Source organism: Phenylobacterium sp., from assembly GCF_004297125.1.
In the GTDB taxonomy this organism is placed as follows: domain Bacteria; phylum Pseudomonadota; class Alphaproteobacteria; order Caulobacterales; family Caulobacteraceae; genus Phenylobacterium.
Window position 1 is genome coordinate 90,516 of the sequence record NZ_SCVD01000001.1, and the last position, 16,748, is coordinate 107,263.

18 protein-coding genes and 1 other RNA gene are annotated in these 16,748 nt (G+C 69.1%); 6 read left to right on the forward strand and 13 right to left on the reverse strand.

Going from position 1 to position 16,748, the window contains the following annotated elements; genetic code table 11:
- Positions 1–2: 2 nt before the first annotated feature.
- The 8 genes from EPO51_RS00400 to ssrA all read right to left on the reverse strand — a co-directional run bounded on the left by EPO51_RS00400 (position 3) and on the right by ssrA (position 8,084).
- Positions 3–647 (reverse strand): FliH/SctL family protein, encoded by a 645-nt coding sequence (locus tag EPO51_RS00400; RefSeq protein ID WP_293344822.1) that lies wholly within the window; start codon positions 645–647, stop codon positions 3–5.
- Positions 647–1,681 (reverse strand): flagellar motor switch protein FliG, encoded by a 1,035-nt coding sequence (fliG, locus tag EPO51_RS00405; RefSeq protein ID WP_293344824.1) that lies wholly within the window; start codon positions 1,679–1,681, stop codon positions 647–649. The genes EPO51_RS00400 and fliG overlap by 1 nt, the downstream gene beginning before the upstream one ends.
- On the reverse strand, positions 1,681–3,321 hold the full coding sequence (gene fliF, locus EPO51_RS00410; protein ID WP_293344826.1) for a flagellar basal-body MS-ring/collar protein FliF: 1,641 nt from the start codon (positions 3,319–3,321) through the stop codon (positions 1,681–1,683). Before fliF ends, fliG begins: the two co-directional genes overlap by 1 nt.
- A gap of 173 nt (positions 3,322–3,494) precedes the next feature.
- Positions 3,495–5,597, reverse strand: coding sequence for a serine hydrolase domain-containing protein (locus tag EPO51_RS00415; RefSeq protein WP_293345493.1), 2,103 nt, complete (start codon positions 5,595–5,597; stop codon positions 3,495–3,497).
- Between the two features lie 140 nt (positions 5,598–5,737).
- Positions 5,738–6,502, reverse strand: coding sequence for a C13 family peptidase (locus tag EPO51_RS00420; protein WP_293344828.1), 765 nt, complete (start codon positions 6,500–6,502; stop codon positions 5,738–5,740).
- 9 nt (positions 6,503–6,511) lie between these two features.
- Positions 6,512–6,994 (reverse strand): PaaI family thioesterase, encoded by a 483-nt coding sequence (locus EPO51_RS00425; protein WP_293344830.1) that lies wholly within the window; start codon positions 6,992–6,994, stop codon positions 6,512–6,514.
- A gap of 4 nt (positions 6,995–6,998) precedes the next feature.
- Positions 6,999–7,466, reverse strand: coding sequence for an SspB family protein (locus EPO51_RS00430; RefSeq protein WP_465246584.1), 468 nt, complete (start codon positions 7,464–7,466; stop codon positions 6,999–7,001).
- Positions 7,467–7,707: 241 nt separating this feature from the next.
- Positions 7,708–8,084: a transfer-messenger RNA gene (gene ssrA / locus EPO51_RS00435) on the reverse strand.
- Positions 8,085–8,261: 177 nt separating this feature from the next.
- Here ssrA and EPO51_RS00440 point away from each other — a divergent pair.
- On the forward strand, positions 8,262–8,876 hold the full coding sequence (locus EPO51_RS00440; protein WP_293344834.1) for an inner membrane-spanning protein YciB: 615 nt from the start codon (positions 8,262–8,264) through the stop codon (positions 8,874–8,876).
- Here the strand turns inward: EPO51_RS00440 and EPO51_RS00445 are convergent.
- Together EPO51_RS00445 and ilvN are read right to left on the reverse strand one after the other, a co-directional pair.
- Positions 8,770–9,795, reverse strand: a complete 1,026-nt coding sequence (locus EPO51_RS00445; protein ID WP_293344836.1) for a hypothetical protein — start codon at positions 9,793–9,795, stop codon at positions 8,770–8,772. The two genes, EPO51_RS00440 and EPO51_RS00445, sit on opposite strands and share 107 nt — an antisense overlap.
- A 44-nt stretch (positions 9,796–9,839) precedes the next feature.
- The gene (gene ilvN / locus EPO51_RS00450) at positions 9,840–10,388 is read right to left on the reverse strand and encodes an acetolactate synthase small subunit (RefSeq protein ID WP_293344838.1); all 549 of its coding nucleotides are present in this window, start codon (positions 10,386–10,388) and stop codon (positions 9,840–9,842) included.
- Between the two features lie 129 nt (positions 10,389–10,517).
- On the opposite strand from ilvN, the gene EPO51_RS00455 reads away from it, so the two are divergent.
- The 5 genes from EPO51_RS00455 (at position 10,518) to EPO51_RS00475 (ending at position 13,554) form a co-directional block, all read left to right on the forward strand.
- Positions 10,518–10,877, forward strand: a complete 360-nt coding sequence (locus tag EPO51_RS00455; protein ID WP_293344840.1) for a SnoaL-like domain-containing protein — start codon at positions 10,518–10,520, stop codon at positions 10,875–10,877.
- A gap of 264 nt (positions 10,878–11,141) precedes the next feature.
- Positions 11,142–12,161, forward strand: a complete 1,020-nt coding sequence (locus EPO51_RS00460) for a hypothetical protein (protein WP_293344842.1) — start codon at positions 11,142–11,144, stop codon at positions 12,159–12,161.
- A gap of 67 nt (positions 12,162–12,228) precedes the next feature.
- Positions 12,229–12,543, forward strand: a complete 315-nt coding sequence (locus EPO51_RS00465; protein ID WP_293344844.1) for a DUF6665 family protein — start codon at positions 12,229–12,231, stop codon at positions 12,541–12,543.
- Positions 12,544–12,614: 71 nt separating this feature from the next.
- On the forward strand, positions 12,615–13,136 hold the full coding sequence (locus tag EPO51_RS00470) for a DUF1993 domain-containing protein (RefSeq protein WP_293344846.1): 522 nt from the start codon (positions 12,615–12,617) through the stop codon (positions 13,134–13,136).
- An 88-nt stretch (positions 13,137–13,224) separates the two neighbouring features.
- Positions 13,225–13,554, forward strand: a complete 330-nt coding sequence (locus EPO51_RS00475) for a DUF6665 family protein (RefSeq protein WP_293344848.1) — start codon at positions 13,225–13,227, stop codon at positions 13,552–13,554.
- On the opposite strand, the gene ybaK is transcribed toward EPO51_RS00475, so the two are convergent.
- The 3 genes from ybaK to EPO51_RS00490 are packed head-to-tail and all read right to left on the reverse strand — an operon-like array spanning position 13,551 to position 16,683.
- A complete protein-coding gene (ybaK, locus tag EPO51_RS00480; protein WP_293344850.1) occupies positions 13,551–14,021 on the reverse strand; it encodes a Cys-tRNA(Pro) deacylase in 471 nt (156 codons plus the stop codon). The two genes, EPO51_RS00475 and ybaK, sit on opposite strands and share 4 nt — an antisense overlap.
- Positions 14,022–14,064: 43 nt before the next feature.
- Positions 14,065–14,835, reverse strand: a complete 771-nt coding sequence (locus EPO51_RS00485; protein WP_293344852.1) for a VOC family protein — start codon at positions 14,833–14,835, stop codon at positions 14,065–14,067.
- 57 nt (positions 14,836–14,892) lie between these two features.
- Positions 14,893–16,683 carry an acetolactate synthase 3 large subunit gene (locus tag EPO51_RS00490; RefSeq protein WP_293344854.1) on the reverse strand — a complete coding sequence of 597 codons (1,791 nt, stop codon included), beginning with the start codon at positions 16,681–16,683 and terminating at the stop codon, positions 14,893–14,895.
- Between the last annotated feature and the right edge of the window lie 65 nt (positions 16,684–16,748).

Sequence of the window (16,748 nt, forward strand, 5' to 3'; positions counted from 1 at the left end):
GTCTAGCTTTCGCTGCCGGGGATCAAGGGTTCGGCGTGCAGCCCCTCGGCGGCGAGGGCCGCCTCCAGGGCCTGGGTGACTCGGCTGGCGGCCTGGGCGGGATCGAACGCCGCCTGGCCGTCGCCGAAATCGAGGGTGAAGGCATGGCTCCCGAAGGCGCCGTCGGGCTTTACGACGATCGCGCCCTCGAAGCCGAGGCCCCGGGCGGTCTCTTCAAGGATCGATTGCAGGCCTTCGGCCAGCGCCGGGTCCGCCGACAGCACCAGCCGCGGCTGGGCGTCGATCTCCCTGGCCAGCGCTTCCAGCGCGGCCAGGACCGGCGCCTGGGGGAACTTCTCCAGGGCGGAATCGGCGATGCCCCGCGCGCAGGCCAGGGCTAGCGCGGCCGAGCCCTGGCGGTGTTCGTGGGCCACCTCGGCCAGGCGCGGCAGGGCCTGGTTGCAGGCCGCGGCGATCTGCGAGAGCGCGTTCGCCTGCTGGGCCGCGATACTGGCCATCGCGGCGCGCTCGCCCTCGGCGCGGGCGAGGGCCCGGATCTGCTCGACCTCCTCGGCCGGGAACAGCCGCTTCGGCCGCGGCGTCGCGTGGGCCGCGCCGCCGGCGTCGAACACCGTATCGAAGCTGAATCTCTCGAGGGCTTCGGACATCAGTAGATCAACTCATCGTCGGTGCCGGAGCCGGCGAGCATGATCTCGCCCTTGTTGGCCAGGTCCTTGGCGACCTGGACGATGGCCATCTGGGCCTGGTCCACGTCGCGCAGGCGCACGGGACCCATGCTCTCCATATCCTCGCGCATGATCTTGGCGGCGCGTTCCGACATGTTGGAGAAGAACATCTCGCGCAGGCTGTCCGAGGCGCCCTTCATGCCCAGCGCCAGCTGGTCCTTCTCGACACCGCGCAGCAGGGTCTGCACGCCGCCCGGGTCCAGCTTGGACAGGTCCTCGAAGACGAACATCAGCGCCCGGATGCGCTCGGCCGCCTCGCGGTTGCGTTCTTCCAGGGCGGTGATGAAGCGGGTCTCGGTCTGGCGGTCGAAGGCGTTGAAGATGTCGGCCATCATCTCGTGGCTGTCGCGCTTCGAGGTGCGCGCCAGGTTCGACATGAATTCGTTGCGCAGGGTCTGCTCGATCTTGTCGAGGATCTCGCGCTGCACCGGCTCCATGCGCAGCATGCGCATCACACATTCCAAGGCGAAGTCCTCGGGCAGCGAGGCCAGCACCCGGGCGGCGTGCTCGGACTTGATCTTGGACAGCACCACCGCGACGGTCTGCGGGTATTCGTTCTTCAGGTAGTTCGCGAGCACGGCCTCGTTCACGTTGCCAAGCTTGTCCCACATCGTCCGGCCGGCGGGCCCGCGGATCTCCTCCATCAGCGCGTCGACTTTTTCGCTCGGCAGCATGGAAGCGAGCAGCTTCTGAGTCTGTTCGAACGAGCCCATGATCGCGCCCGTGCCGGTGGCGCCGGACACGAATTCCACCAGCAGGTCCTCGACCACGACCGCGGCGACGTTGCCGAGGCTGGCCATCGCCTGCGAGATCTCCTTGATCTCCTCCTCGTCGAGGGCCTGCCACACAGAGGCGTGCTCTTCGCCGAGCGCCAGCAGGATGACGGCGCACTTCTCCGCCCCGTTCAGGCGGGAGGCGTCGACGATGTTCTTCGAGCTGGCTCGGGCGGCGGCCATCAGTTCGTCTCATGCAGCCAGGAGCGGAGGATCGCGACCGACTCGTCGGGGTGGCGATCCACGAATTCGGACACCTTCTTCACGGCGCTGACCCGGACCTGGCCGTCCACGCGCGCCATGTCGATACGGGCGTTCGCGTCGTCGCCGCCGGGGCCGGGCAGGGCCAGCTGGCCGTCGGCGCCGATCTGCATCGGCTGGCCGTCGGGCGAGACCATGACGCGCTGCATCTGGGCCGGGCCGATCAGCGAGCCGCCACCCATCGCGCCGCCCCCCTTCTTGCCCCCGCCGAGCAGGGGGCGGGCGACGAAGAAGATCATCAGGACGCCGACCAGCGCCAGCACGCCCAGTTCGATGGCGCGCATGATGTCGTTCTTGTCGAAGCCCATCAGCGGATTGGAGGCCACCACACCCTCTCCGTCCTCGACGGTCGGAAACTTCACGTTGATCACGCTGACCTGGTCGCCGCGCTCCTGGTTGAAGCCTACGGCGGTGCGGACAAGCTGCTCGATGCGCTGCATCTCCTCGGCGGACCGGGGAGTGTAGGCGCCGGGCTTCCCGTCCTTGCCGGGCGCGGTGGCGCCGTCCACGGCGACCGCCACGGACAGGCGCTTCACGGTCCCGGGTTCCTCGACCTTCGTCGTGACGGTCTTGGAGATCTCGTAGTTCGTGGTCGAGTCGGCGCGGCCGCTGGTGTTGGTGTTGGTGTTCTGGTCGGCGCCGGGCGCGCCGGGGATGTTCGCCGTGACCGAGGCCTGGCCGGAGCCCGAGCTGTCGGCCTCGCGGGCGTTCTCTTCCGTCGTCGACTCCGAGCGGATGACCTGGCCGTCCGGGTCGAAGCGTTCCTCCTGGGTGGTCACGCGGGCCAGGTCCAGGTCGGCGGTGACGTTGACGCGGGCCTTGCCGGCGCCGACGACGCCTTCGATCATCGTCTTTACCTGCTTGGCGATGCGTTGCTCGACTTCCGACTTGCGGCTGTCTGCCTCGGCGGCCATCCCGGTTTCGCCGCCGGACAAGGTCTTGGCGTGCTGGTCGACGACGGTGACGCGGTCGGGGCGCATGTTCGGCACGGCGCCGGCCACCAGGTTCTGCATGGCGCGGACCTGTTCGGGGCTGGGCTCGCGGCCGCCAACGCCGATGGAGACCGAGGCGGAAGGCTGCTCGGCCTCTTCCTCGAACAGCTGGCGCTTGGGCAGGACCAGGTGAACCCGGGCGGAGGTGATGCCGTCCAGGGCCAGGATGGTGCGCGACAGCTCGCCTTCCAGGGCTCGCTGGCGGTTCAGTTGCTGGACGAAGTCGGTCTGTCCCAGGGCGTTGGCTTCGTCGAAGATCTCATACCCGACCGACCCCGCGGTCGGCAGGCCCTTGGAGGACAGCATCAGGCGGGTGGAGGCGACGGCGTCGCGCGCCACCATGATGGTCGAGCCGTCGCCCTTGACCTCGTACTTCACGCCGGCCTGGTCCAGGGCGGCGGTGATCGAGCCGGCTTCCTTGAGGTCCAGGTTGGAGTAGAGCAGGGATTTCGGCTGGCCCAGGTTCATGAAGACGGCCGCGAGAACCGCGGCCAGGCCGGCGCCGATACCCAGGATGGCGGCCAGGCGGCCGATCCCGAACCTCTGCAGCATGCCCATGAACTGGTTCAACGCCGATCGTCCCTTCCCAACACGAAGGGGCGCTTGAAAAGCGGTTCTCCCCCTCAGGTAGGCAGGATTTACCCAGTCCTTGGTTAAGGGGCCGTTTAAGCGGAGCCGTAGTTGACGGGACAGGCTGTCGCAGGTGGTCCTTTTTTGCCTAGTGACCGGTCAGGGCGAGGACCCTAGCGGCCCCAGGGCTCGAGCGCGCCGTTCATGGCCAGGAGCACCGAGAACGCCGTGTAGATCAGCACGGTCGTCGTGAAGAACACCTTTCGCATCGCCGTCCAGGAATCGACCCGGCGGCCGCCCTGCCAGATGGCGGGGATCGCGGCGATGGTGATCAGGCTGAGCGCGGCGGCCACGAGCGCGCAGGCCGAGGCGGTGATCACCAGCGGGCCGGGCCAGCCGTACATGATCGACGGCAGGTCCGATGCGCCAGCCGCCCAGGCTCCGAACAGCCCGAAGGACGCGAGCCACAGGCCGGCCTGGATGTTCTGGACCAGGGCCGCGCGGGCCTGGATCTGGTTCTGCCGTAGTTCGCGTCGGTTGCGCAGCCCCAGGCCGGCGAGGGTCATCACGGCCGTGAACGCGGTCAGGCCCGCCATGAAGGCCAAGGTGCTCTGCCGTTCCGAAAACGGCGCGCGCTGCAGGGTTTCGGCGTTGTTGTCCGGCCGGAAGCTCACGGCGCGGCCATCGACCATATGGAACGCGAGGCGCTCGTCACCTGTGGTCGAGATGAAACGGCCTTCGCTGACCGGGCCTTCCGGAACCCAGGCGCGGGCCGCGCCCATCCGATGGGTGAGCAATCGCCCGCCCGGGGTGACGCCGACCTCGGCGCCGCCAATGATCAGGCCCACGAAGCCTTCGAGCCCGCCATAGGCGCGCCGCGTGGAGAGATAGTCGCCGGTGAAGGCGTCCGCCGCCTCCAGCAGGTCGGCCGAGCCGGCCCGTGGGAAGGTGGCGGGGGGCGCGTAGAACTGCCGGACCAGGGCGGCCGGCAGCCGATCGGCCAGCCCCGCACCCGTCTCGCTGTTGGTCGTGACGAAGACGCCCAGCCCCAGCTCGGGGATCACGATCATGCCGGAATGGAACGCCAGGGTGTCGCCGAGATGGCCGTAGCCGCGGTAGCCGCCCGGCAGGTCGAAGGTCATGAAGCCATGGGCCCAGCCGTTGATGCCCGGCGGGGTCAGCCGCATCGGCGACCGGAAGGCGCGCGCGGCGCGGGGGCCGAACACCGTGGTCCCGTTCAAGCTGCCGTTGTTCAGCAGCATCAGCATGTAGCGCGACATGTCGCCGGCGGTGGACGAGGCCGAGCCGGCCGGCGCGATCTGGCCGATGTACTCGTAGTCGTTGGGGAAGAATCCCGCCTGCCGCCAGCCGTAGCCGACCGCCACGTCGCCCCGCAGTCGCTCGGGCATGGCGGCGGGCAGGCCACGGCGTTCCGGTCGGGGCTCGCGGAAGGTCGTGCTGTTCATGCCCAGCGGCAGGGCGATCTCGTCCTCGACCCGCCGCTCGAAGGTCTTGCCCGCCCCGAACGCGGTCGCCTCGCCGGCCAGCGCCGCGCCATAGTTGGAGTAGCTGGAGATCAGGCCGGGGGTGCGCACCCGGCTGGGCCGCTCCTGGCGCAGGTAGAGGTCCAGCGGGCGAACGCGGCGCGGGTCGTTCTCGAAGAGCTGGCCCAGGGCCCGGTCCTCGAAACCGGGGGTGTGGTTCAGGAGCTGGCCGACGGTGACCTCGCGCGCCTTGCCCGTCAGGCGCACCTTCTCCGGCAGGTAGAGGTTGATCGGGCGGTCCAGGCGTATGCGGCCGGCTTCAACCTCCTTCATCAGCAGGATCCAGGTGAAGGTCTTCGAGATCGATCCGATGCGGAACAGCGTCCTGTCCGGGTCGACGGGCCGTCGCGATGCGAGGTCCGCGAAGCCGTAGCCCTTCTTCAGCACCACCTGGCCGTTCTGCACGACCGAGACCGAGGTCCCGGCCACGTGCTCGCGGGCCATGGCGTCGGCGACCCAGCCGTCCACGAAGGCTTCCAGTTGGACGGGATCGACCGGCTGGCCGGACGTGAGGCGCGCCCCTCTTGGATGCCGGATCGGCGCCGGAGCCGGCGTCGCGGCGGCCGGCTCCGCTGCGCGCGGGGCCGGCGCGGCGGGCCGCGGCGGGCGGATCTTCACATAGGGAACCGGCGCCTTCGGCAGGGCCGCCGGCGTGCTGTCCTGCGCGATCGCCGCGGGCGGCCCCATGAGGAGCGCCAACGCCGCCAGCACGATCTTGCCGAGGCTTCGCATCGTCAACCCAACTCCACCCTGAGACCAACCATAGCATCTTGGTTGAGTCGCGGAGCCCGTCTTGCCCCCCGGGCGGCGTCGCAGGTCGTCAGGCTATGTCGTTGATTTGAGAGGGGCCTCTGGCGCCGCTCGCCGGCCGGCTAGTTGGCCCTTGGCGGACCCTCGAACACGTAGAACGGCAGCATCGGGCGGAGCTGGGCGCCGACCCAGACCTGCGGCTCGGACGGCGGGGTCAACTTCTCGGCCACCTCGCGGGCGCGGACACATTCCCGCACCGCCCCGGCCAGGCTCCCGAAATCCTTCGCGCCCGGGATCGACGACAGGAAGCAGTCGTCGAAATAGGGGTACTTGATGTCCTGGCCGCAGCCGAACGAGGTGCGGTCGGGCCGCGCCGCGGTCAGGACCATGCGGTTGGGCTGCGCCAACGTGGGCACGAAAACGCCGGAGAAGCAGGCCGAGATCACCACCACCGTCGGCCGCTTGCCACAGGTGCGGTCCAGCATGTTGGCCAGCACGCCGGGGCGCAACAGGCCCTGGTCGAGCTGCGCGCCTTCCGGAGCGCCGTGCGAGGTGATGTAGAACATGCAGCCGCCGCCGGCGCGGCCTGAGAGGTCCGAGAGCGCGTTGAAGATCCCGCGCAGTTCGCTCTTCTCGGGCTTGGTGTCGTTGTAGCGTTCCGGGCGGACCGAGAACTGGCGGATATTCTGCGCCTGGAAGCCGAGGCGGGTCAGGGCCGCGCTCACATCGCGCCGGGCGTTGTCGAACCCTTCCGATGGGCCGCCATCGTGGGCGTGCCAGTCGCCGGCCACCACGACGGCCGACCAATCTGAGAACGCCGAGCCCGCCTGCGCTCCACCCGCCGCCGCCAGCCAGATGGCCGCGATGAAAGCGAGGAGCCGGGCCATCCGCGCCGCCTACTTCTTGTAGTTGGTGAAAGGTGTGGGAATGGCCGTTCCCGTGGCCTTGGCCAGCAGCCGGCCCTCGGGATCGTAGAGCTCGCCCTCGGTGAACGCGACCTGGCGGCCCCACTTCACCACCTTGCCGACGCCCTTGATCTTGCCCGGAGCCCCGGGACGGAAGAAGCTGGTCTTCATCTCCAGGGTCGGCGCCACGGCGGTCATGCCCGAGGCCACCATGCAGGCCACGCTCATGCACTCGTCCAGCATGGCGCAGAGATAGCCGCCCTGGATCTGCTTCATCGGGTTCAGCAGCAGTTCGGCCTTGGCGTCGAACTCCACCTCGACCGACTTGGTCGCCTGGTTCACGCCAACCATCCGGAACCCCAGGGTCTGGGAGCCGGTGGGCTGGTTCTTGGTGCGCAGGAACCGGTCGAGGATGGCCTCGTCGGTCAGGGCTTCCGGTTCAGCCTTGGCCTCTGCGGCCGCCACGTCGGTCATGCGGTCATTTCTTCCGGAACTGGTCGAGCGAGACGATGGTGGCCTCGGCCGGCTTCGGCGGCGGTTCGTCCGCCTTGGCGCTGGGCGTCTTCGCCTCGGGCGCGGCCTTCGCCTCGGCCGGCGCTGCGGGCGGCGGCTCGAACTGCAGCAGGAACTGCACTGAGGGGTCGTAGAAGCGGGTGATCGCCGCATAGGGGATCGACAGCCGCTTGGGCTGGCCGCCGAATTGCAGGGTCACCGAGAAGAAGGTCTCGCCGGGCGCCAGGTCCCAGTACTGGTGCTGCAGGACGATGGTCATCTCGTCCGGGTATTTCGACAACAGGTCGACGGGCCCGGAGACCCCCGCCGCATCCGTCTTGAAGGTGATGTAGAAGTGGTGCGACCCGGGCAACCCGTCGGGCGCCGCCGCCCGCTTCAGCGCAGCCTTGGCCACGCCCCGGAGCGCATCCTGCGCCAGGGCCTCGTAGTTCATCAGATCCTGGACCGGCGGATCCTGGGCCACACGCAATACTCCGAAGCGAAAAGTTCCCCTGGAAGGTAACGTTTGCCGGCCTGCGCGCAAGGTCGGATGGGGAAAGTGGGAAGCTTCTGTCGGCAGATGCCTCGGAGTCTCGGCGAAGTCGCGGGAGAGTTCTTCAACCCAGGGTAAAGTGCGGCCTTTGCTGGCCGGCTCTCCGGCCCCCGCAAGCGGCGGCGTCTTGGTCATGAAAGAAGGTGGGAGGCTTCTGTTGGCAGGCGCCTCCCGGGCCCCGCCTAAGGATCTGAACCCCTAGGACTTAGGTCGGAATTCTACCGAACCGCATTACGCGGCGAGGCGGATTTCCTCAGCGAAGTTATCGTTCGCATTTAGTTTAAAACCCGGAACGGTGGGTCAGGCCGAGAGAAAGCAACGCCTTTAGACGTCTGTCGATGCTGATCGGCCCCCCAAATTCCCCTCAAGAGTGGCCCGGCGAGAACCCGGAAGGAAATTTGGTGGAGCCGCCGGGAATCGCACCCGGGTCCAGTCCGCTTATTACACGCGCGTTTATCTCCATAGTCGGGCGAACCCGACGGTTCACATATAGGCGGTCCGGGTCGAGAATCAAAGAACTGCGCGCAATGCCGCAGGACTTCGGCGCGGGGCGTTTTCGAGAGATTCCATTCGCGAAGCGCCGACGGCGGGCGGGTTTTCGCGGACGGCCACCTGGGTTTCGTGAGCGGACTCACGGGTTTGGCGGGCGTCCCGCTAGCCTCGGCGACATCGGATTTCACGCCAAGGAGTATTCCCATGGGCAACCTGATCTACGCCGGCCGCGCGCTGGGCACGGACCTTCTTCCCACCCTCGTCTTCGCCGTCCTGGTGGCCCTGAAGGTCGACGTGGTCATGGCCACGGCGGCGTCGATCGCGCTGGGCGTGGCGCAGATCGCGTTCATGAAGGTGACCAAGCGAGACATCTCGCGGCTGCAGTGGGCCAGCCTGGCCCTGGTGCTGGTGTTCGGGACGGCCAGCATCCTGGCGCACGACGCGCGGTTCCTGATGGCCAAGCCCACGATCGTCTACGCCATCGTCGGCGTGGTGATGCTCCAGAGGGGCTGGATGCTTCGCTACATGCCGCCGGCGGCCGAGGGCCATGGCGAGGGACCGATGATCGCGTTCGGCTATGTCTGGGCTGGCCTGATGTTCGTGACCGGCGCGGCCAATCTGGCCGTCGCGATCCTGGCGCCGGCGGTCTGGCCAGCGTTCCTGGCGATCTTCCCGCTGGTCTCGAAGATCGCGCTGTTCGCGATCCAGTTCGTCACCGTCCGCCACCTGGCGATCCGGTCAGCGCGGGCGTCGGGGGCGACGGACGAGCAGATCCGGGCGCGGATGGCGCAGATGGCGGCCGGGAGTCGGGCGGCGTAGCCTCGGGTTCAACTTCGGGGCGGGGTGCGGCCTCGGCCCCCGGCGGCGGTGCGCGGGCGTCCGGATTGACCTTCAGGCGCCCGCCGCCCGCCATCAGGTCTCGATAGGCGCCCCTGGCGTTGGCGAAGTTCGCGCCGCCGGGGAAGATCACGTCGAAGCGGGCGTCGTGGCCCAGGGCCGCGCCCAGCACCGCCTCCAGCACCTCGGCGGCCTCGCCCACCTCGGCGGGGTCGCAGGCCCGGTGCAGGGTGATTGTCCGCCCGGGCGTCGCCAGGGTCAGGTCGTAGAAGGTGCCTTCTAGGCAGAGGGCGTCGGCGGCGTCCGGCTCCACCACGCGGACATCGCGCGGCGACCTCCACAGCGGCAGGTCGCGCAGGCCCAGGAACCGCGGCGCAGACCCCGCCGGCAGCTTGTCGTCGAACCCCATCCGCCGGCCGATCACCGCTTCGCAGCAGGCCAGGCCGGCGCGGCCCTGCACGAACACCTCGCCGTCGCCGCGGACCGTGATTCGGGTCACGCTCTGGCGCACGCTGTTGGCGGGCCGGGTCCACAGCTCCAGGATCATCTCGTCGCCCCGCAGCAGCTGCCATTGCAGCGGCATCAGGCCCCAGAGTCGGTACGTGGACGGCGCCACGCCATTATCCGGGGACGCCAGCTTCTCGCCCCGGCGCATACGGCGGCCTCCCAGCGGGTCGGCGGCCTCGGACGCCTTCGGCCGCTTGTCGTCCCACCAGCTTTTCGGCTCGGGCGGCGGGAACGGCCATATCTCGGCCTCGGCGGGGGGCGTGCCGGGCGGCGGCCCGATCACCGTGGGCTTCGCCTTCTTGCCGGGGATCGGGATGATCAGCGGCAACTGCGCGGACGCAGGCGCGGCCAGGCCGAGCGCGATCAGGACGGCGAGGGTGGCGCGTATCGACAACACGCCATGAAAGAGGCCGGGCGGCGCGGTTGTTCCCGCCCGCCTTAGAAGACTTCGACGCCCCGCTGTAGCGAGAGCACGCCGGTGCGGGACACCTCGACCAGGCCCAGGCCGCGCATCAGGTCCACGTACTTGTCGATCTTGGACGAGGCGCCGGTCAGTTCGAACACGAAGCTCTCATGGGTGGTGTCGACCACCTTCGCGCGGAAGATGTCCGAGACCCTCAGCGCCTCGACCCGCTCGGCGCCCGTGCCGCGCACCTTGACCAGGGCCAGTTCGCGCTCGATGCCGTTGGGATCCCTGGTCACGTCCTGCACATGCCGGGTGGAGACCATCTTCTGGAGCTGGGCCTCGATCTGGCTCAGCACCTGGGGCGTGCCGCGCGTGACGATGGTGATCCGGCTGGTGTGGTTGCTGCCGTCGGTCTCGGCGACCGTCAGGCTGTCGATGTTGTAGCCGCGCGCCGCGAAGAGGCCGACCACCCGGTGCAGCACCCCAGGCTCGTTATCCACCAGCACGGCGAACGTGGCGCGGCTCTCCTCCTGCTCGGCGTGCGCAAGGTCGTAGACAGAGGCGGGCTGGGTGTCGGTCATCGGGCGGTTCCTGAGCGGTGCGCAGGAGGTGTCACAGGACGCGCCCGCCCGCAACTCGCACGGCTGTTGCCAGCACGCTGTCACCATCGAAGCCTAGGGTTCTCGCCTGGCATCGCAAGGAGACACCCCATGCCCACCACCCAAGAGGTCGCACAGGACCTGGTCGCCATGCTGAAGCGGGGAGAGTTCGACGCTTCCGGCGAGAAGTACTGGGCTGACGACGTCGTCAGCCTGGAGGCGATGGAGGGCGACATGGCCCGGATCCAGGGCAAGGCCGGCGTTCGCGCCAAGGGCGAGTGGTGGGCCGCCAACCACGAGGTCCACGAAAGCGTGGTCGAGGGCCCATACGTCAACGGCGACCAGTTCGTGGTGCGGTTCAAGATGGACCTGACGCCCAAGGGCGGTGAGCGCACGACCTTCGACGAGGTCGGCGTCTACACGATCAAGGACGGCAAGATCGCCGAAGAGCGGTTCTTCTACGGCGGATGACTATTGGCGTTGCGCGGCGGCCACAGCCGGCCGCCGTCTCGCATAACGCGTTAACCTATGCCTTGCGGCGCGCCGGGTTCCCGTGGGACACGACGCGCCTTCTCGAACGAGAGCCACGCATGACGACGCACAATCACACGCAAGGAACGGGACGCCCCTGGGCGGACCTGCGCGTGCGCGTCGGCTCTGAGCCGGACGCGCCGATCCAACGACGCTGACCGCGCTGTGCTCCCTGGGATCACGGCGCATCCCTCGGAGCCTAAGATGTTCAAGCTGTTCTCGGGCGTGGTCCCGGTCCCGGCGCGGACCGAACCTACCGCCCTCCTCAAACTGGTGGCGGGCGATTTCGCCCCGGACGTGGCCCGGCTGTGGCCCGATCCTCACACCGCGTTCCTGACCGCGCCCTCGGCGCGGCGCCATCTCGTGTGCCTGGCCCTCGCCGTCGAGCGGGATCTGGCCGCTGTGGCCGAGACGGTCCTGCGCGGCCGGCTGCGTGAGGCTATCTGCATTGCGCTGGACCGTTCGCCGCCGGGGCTGGAGCGGGCGCTGGGCCGGCTGGGCGAAACCGCCTGGACGGCCGAGGCCTACCGCAGGCTGGTCGAACTGCTGGCCGACCCGAAGGCGGCGAAGCTGCTGCGCCACGCCGAGGCCATCGACGCGGGCGCGGTCGCGCGCCTGGGCCGGCTGCCCGGCCCCCTGCGCCGGTCGCTGGCGCTGGCCGCCCTGATCACCGACGACGCGGCGGCTGCGGTCGCCGAGGCCGCCGCGGCCATCGCCTGCCGCTCGGGCGCGGACGCCGCGGAGGCCGCCGCGACCCGTTGGGCCGGGGCCGAGACCGAAGCCGCGCTGTTCGAGGCGGTTCGCGAGGACCTCTATCCCGAGCCGCCGCCGCCGCCGTTCGAGGGCACGCCGAGGCTGCGGCCCTTGACCACCAAGGCGGCCATGCGCGACGCGGCCCGCCGCTACGACAACTGCCTGGCGACGCGGGTGGCCCACGCCGTGAGCGGCTTCTCGGCCTACTACGAGTGGACCGGCAACCCCGGCGCCATCGTGGAGATCGGACGCGACGCCATCTTCGGCTGGCGGCTGGAGGAGGCGAAGGGGCCTAACAACGCCGCCATCGACAAGGACTCGCGGGCGTCGCTGATCGCGGAACTCGCCGCGATGGGGGTCCATGTCGGCCGCAGCGGCTGGCAGCTCGAGCGCGCGCTTTGCCGCGACGTGGGGCGAGGCTGGCGGCTCCCTTCCGTCGCCGAAGACCTCGTCGAGGTGTTTGGCGTCTGATCGGACCGCGCCCCCGCGCCGGGTAGGGCCCTTGCGCCGAGGACATCGGGAGCCAAGATGGTTGCCGATGTCCTCGTTCCGCCCGCCGCAGAATCTGTCCGCACGGCTCAAGTTCGAGACCGCCGAGGGCGTGCTCCACTACGAGCTGATGGAGGAACAGGCCCACGCGCTGGGGCGGGCCGGCCGCAAGGTCGAGGCGGCGCTGGCCGCGCTGCGCGACCACCCCGGCGGGGAGGGGCGGGCCGAAGCCCTGAGGGCGGCGGCAGACGCCGTGTGGGGCTACTTCGTCCAGCGTGAGGTGATGGGCCTGCGCAACCGGGCCGACGTCATCGCCCAGTACGGCATCCCACGCGAGGTCCTGGTCCGGCTGGGCGCGCGCTGACTCCGATTTCGATTGGCCTCCGTAGGGGCGCCCGCGCATGGTCACGGCCGTCGGACGAAGGGGCCCGGACCATGGCGATTTCACTCTACGACGTCAGCGTCGCATCGTTCCTGCAGGTGCTGGGCGCCGTGCAGGGGTTCCTTGGAAAAGGCCTCGCCCACTGCAGGGAGACGGGCCTCGATCCGGAGAGCATCGTCGGCGCCCGGCTGCACGACGACATGCTGCCGTTCCGCTTCCAGATCGCCTCGGTGGCGCACCACTCCCGCGGGGCGCTGGAAGGCGCGAAGGCCGGCCATTTCGCGCCGCCCGGGGCCGTCGGCGAGCTGGACTACGCCGGGCTGCAGGCCCTGGTGGCCGACGCCCGGGCCCAGCTCCAGACCCTGACCCGTGACGAGGTCAATTCGCTGGAGGGCGGCGAGGTGCTTTTCCGGATCGGCTCGCGCGAGATGCCGTTCACGGTGGAGAACTTCCTGATGTCGTTCTCGATCCCGAACCTGCATTTCCACGCCACCACGGCCTACGACATCCTGCGCCAGGCCGGCGCGCCGCTGGGCAAGCGCGACTACATGGGCCAGCTGCGGCTGAAGGCTTAGCGGTCACAACTCCGGGAACGGGGCGCCGGCCCGCGGCATTGGTGTTAAGGTGGAGGTCTTGGGGGTCATCGAGAACCCGGGAGGCGGCATGTCCGCACTCAGATTGCCTCAACACCTCGCCGAGCCGGCCCACGTGGACACCGGCGAGGCCAACTTGAGGTTCGACCTGCTGGAAGAGATCGACAGCGCCGTCGGGCACACCGAACGGGATGTCGAGCGAACATTGCGGGCGTTGCGCGCCCACGACGGCGACCAGCGCGATCCGGAGGAACGCCAGGCCCTGCTGGACGCCGCGGTCGAAGCCGTCTGGCGACTGGTTGTGCAGCACGAGGCCGGCGACCTGACGGACCACCGCGAGTTGATCGAGCGCTATCGGATCCCGGCCGAGGTGATGTCCCGCATAGGGGCGTCCCGCTAGCTGATCGCCGCCACCTTCGCGCCCAGCACGCGCACCAGGTCGGCGGGGACAAGCCGCGCCTGCAGGCCGCGCTGGCCGGCGTTGACGAAGGCTTCCGGCAGGGCGGCGGCGTCCGCGTCGACCACCGTTGGCGCGGCGCGCTTCTGGCCGAACGGGCTGACGCCACCCACGCGGTAGCCGGTCAGCCGCTCGGCGTCGGCCGGCTTCATCATTTCCGCCGTCTTCGCGCCCAGGGCGGCGGCCAGCTTCTTCATGGAGACCTCGCGGTCCGAGGCCAGGACGACGCAGGCGGGCTTGCCGTCGGCCTTGACCATGAGGGTCTTCAGCACCTCGCCCGGCGCGACGCCCAGGGCCTCGGCCGCCTGCAATCCCACGCGCTCGGCGCCCGGGTCGTAGTCGTAGGTCGCGAGCCGATAGGCGACGCCGGCTCTGTCGAGGGCGAGGGTGGCGGGTGTCGTTCGACTCATCGGCGACGTTCTAGGCTCTTCGAGGCTTCCCGCCGAGCAGGCCTCAGCCCTTCTTGCCCATCAGGCAGAACATGGCGCCCTGGGGATCCATGCCCTGCAGCACCCAGTCGCCGCCGGGCGTCTCCATCGGACCGTTCAGCACCTGTCCGCCTCCGGCCTTCACGCGGCCAGCGGCCGCGTCGATGTCGCCGATCTTGAAGTAGTAGAGCCAGCAGGCGGCCGGGACGTTGTCGGGCCGTTTCATCATGCCGCCGACCTGCCCGTCCTGGTTGCTGAAGAGCTGGTAGACGCCCATCGGGCCCATGTCGTGGGCCTCGTCCCGCGTCCAGCCGAACAGGCCCGCATAGAAGAGGAAGGTCGTGTCGGGAGGCCCGCTGTACAGTTCGCGCCACCCGGTATGGCCCAAGGCGCCCTCGGCTGGCTTGGGCCGAGAATTCTCCGGCGGGACCGGCTTCATGATGGCGAACACCGCGCCCGTCGGATCGGCGACGATGGCGAAGCGGCCGATGCCCGGGATGTCCTGGGGCTCGCGCATCACCGACCCGCCCAGCGACGTCGCCTTCTGCGCGGCGGCGTCACAGTCGTCGACCGCGACGTAGCCGGTCCAGTTCGGCGGAATCCCCTGGGCCTTGTGCTCCTCACCCAGCAGCATGACGCCGCCGACGCCGAGGCCGTCGGCCTCCAGGACCCAATATTCCATGTCGCCGGGCATCTTCGTGGCGGTCCAACCGACGACGTCGCCGTAGAACGCCTTCGCCCCGGCAATGTCGGGGGTCATCAGTTCGTACCAGATGAAACGGCCGTGGTCGGACATGGGCGCCTCCTGTCGAGAGGCGCCCATCCTAGGCCCGGAAAGGCGTCAGATGAATGGCTAGACCAGCCGCTTGCCGGCGTCGTCGATGATCGTGCCGAGGTCGCGGGTCTCCTCGGCCATGATCATCTCGTTGTGGGCCTTGCCGGAGGGGATCATCGGGAAGCAGTTTTCTTCCTTGGTGACCCGGCAGTCGAACAGCACCGGCTTCTTCACCTCGATCATCTGCAGGATCTTGTCGTCCAGTTCGTCGGGGTGTTCGGCGCGGAAGCCGACGCCGCCGTAGGCCTCGGCCAGCTTCACGAAGTCGGGCAGGCTGGACGAGTAGGAGTGCGAGTAGCGCTCGCCGTGCAGCAGCTGCTGCCATTGGCGGACCATGCCCATCCACTCGTTGTTGAGGATGAAGATCTTGATTGGCAGGTCGTACTGCACGGCGGTCGAGATCTCCTGCATGGTCATCTGAACCGAGGCGTCGCCGGCGATGTCGATGACCAGGCTGTTCGGGTGCGCCATCTGCACGCCCACCGCCGCCGGCAGCCCATAGCCCATGGTGCCCAGGCCGCCGGAGGTCATCCAGCGGTTCGGCTCCTCGAAGCGGTAGAACTGGGCCGCCCACATCTGGTGCTGGCCGACCTCGGTGGTGATGTAGGTGTCGCGGTCCTTGGTCAGTTCGTACAGGCGCTGGATGGCGTGCTGCGGCTTGATCAGCTTCGTATCCGGCGCATAGCCGAACGAGTTGCGGGCGCGCCAGCCGTCGATCTGGGTCCACCAGGTCTTCAGGGCGGCCTTGTCGGTGGCGAGGTTCCGCTGCTTCCAGACGGCGATCATGTCCGCCAGGACGTTGCCCGCGTCGCCGACGATGCCGATGTCGGCGCGGACGTTCTTGCCAATCGAACTGGCGTCGATGTCGATGTGGATCTTCTTCGAGGTCGGCGCGAAGGCGTCCAGGCGGCCGGTCACCCGGTCGTCGAAGCGCGCGCCGATGGCCACCATCACGTCGCAGTCGTGCATGGCGTTGTTGGCCTCGAACGAGCCGTGCATCCCCAGCATGCCCAGCCACTTGGGATCCGCCGCAGGGAAGGCGCCCAGGCCCATCAGCGTCGAGGTGACCGGCGCGCCGGTGAGCGCCGCGAACTCGCGCAGCAGTTCCGAGGCGCGCGGGCCGGCGTTGATGACGCCGCCGCCGGTGTAGAGGATCGGCTTCTTGGCCTTGGCGATCATCGCCACCGCCTCGGCGATCTTGCCGGCGTCGCCTTTCACGCGCGGGGCGTAGTTGTGGGCGTGCTTCACCTCGCCCGGGCCCTGGTAGAGGCCCTTGCCGAACTGGACGTCCTTGGGAATGTCGATGACCACCGGGCCGGGCCGGCCGGACGTGGCGATGTGGAAAGCCTCGTGGATGATCCGCGGCAGGTCGGCGACGTCCTTCACCAGGTAGTTGTGCTTGGTGCAGGGCCGGGTGATCCCGATCGTGTCGCATTCCTGGAAGGCGTCGGTGCCGATCAGGTGGGTGGCGACCTGGCCGGTGATCACGATCATCGGGATCGAGTCCATCAGCGCGTCGACGATGCCGGTCACCGCATTGGTCGCCCCGGGTCCCGAGGTGACCAGCACCACGCCGCACTTGCCGGTCGAGCGCGCATAGCCCTCCGCCGCATGGGTCGCGCCCTGCTCGTGGCGGACCAGCACGTGCTGCAGCCGCGGCTCGGCGAACAGGGCGTCGTAGATCGGCAGCACCGCGCCGCCCGGATAGCCGAACAGCACCTCGACCCCTTGGTCAATGAGGGCGCGCACGACCATCTCGGCGCCGGAGATGGTGTCTGCTTGAGCTTCGATGGTCTGATGGGCGGTCATGGGGGCGGCTCTGGTTTGGGCAATAAAAAAGGCCCGCGGGGGGCCTGGTGCAAGCGACCGATCGG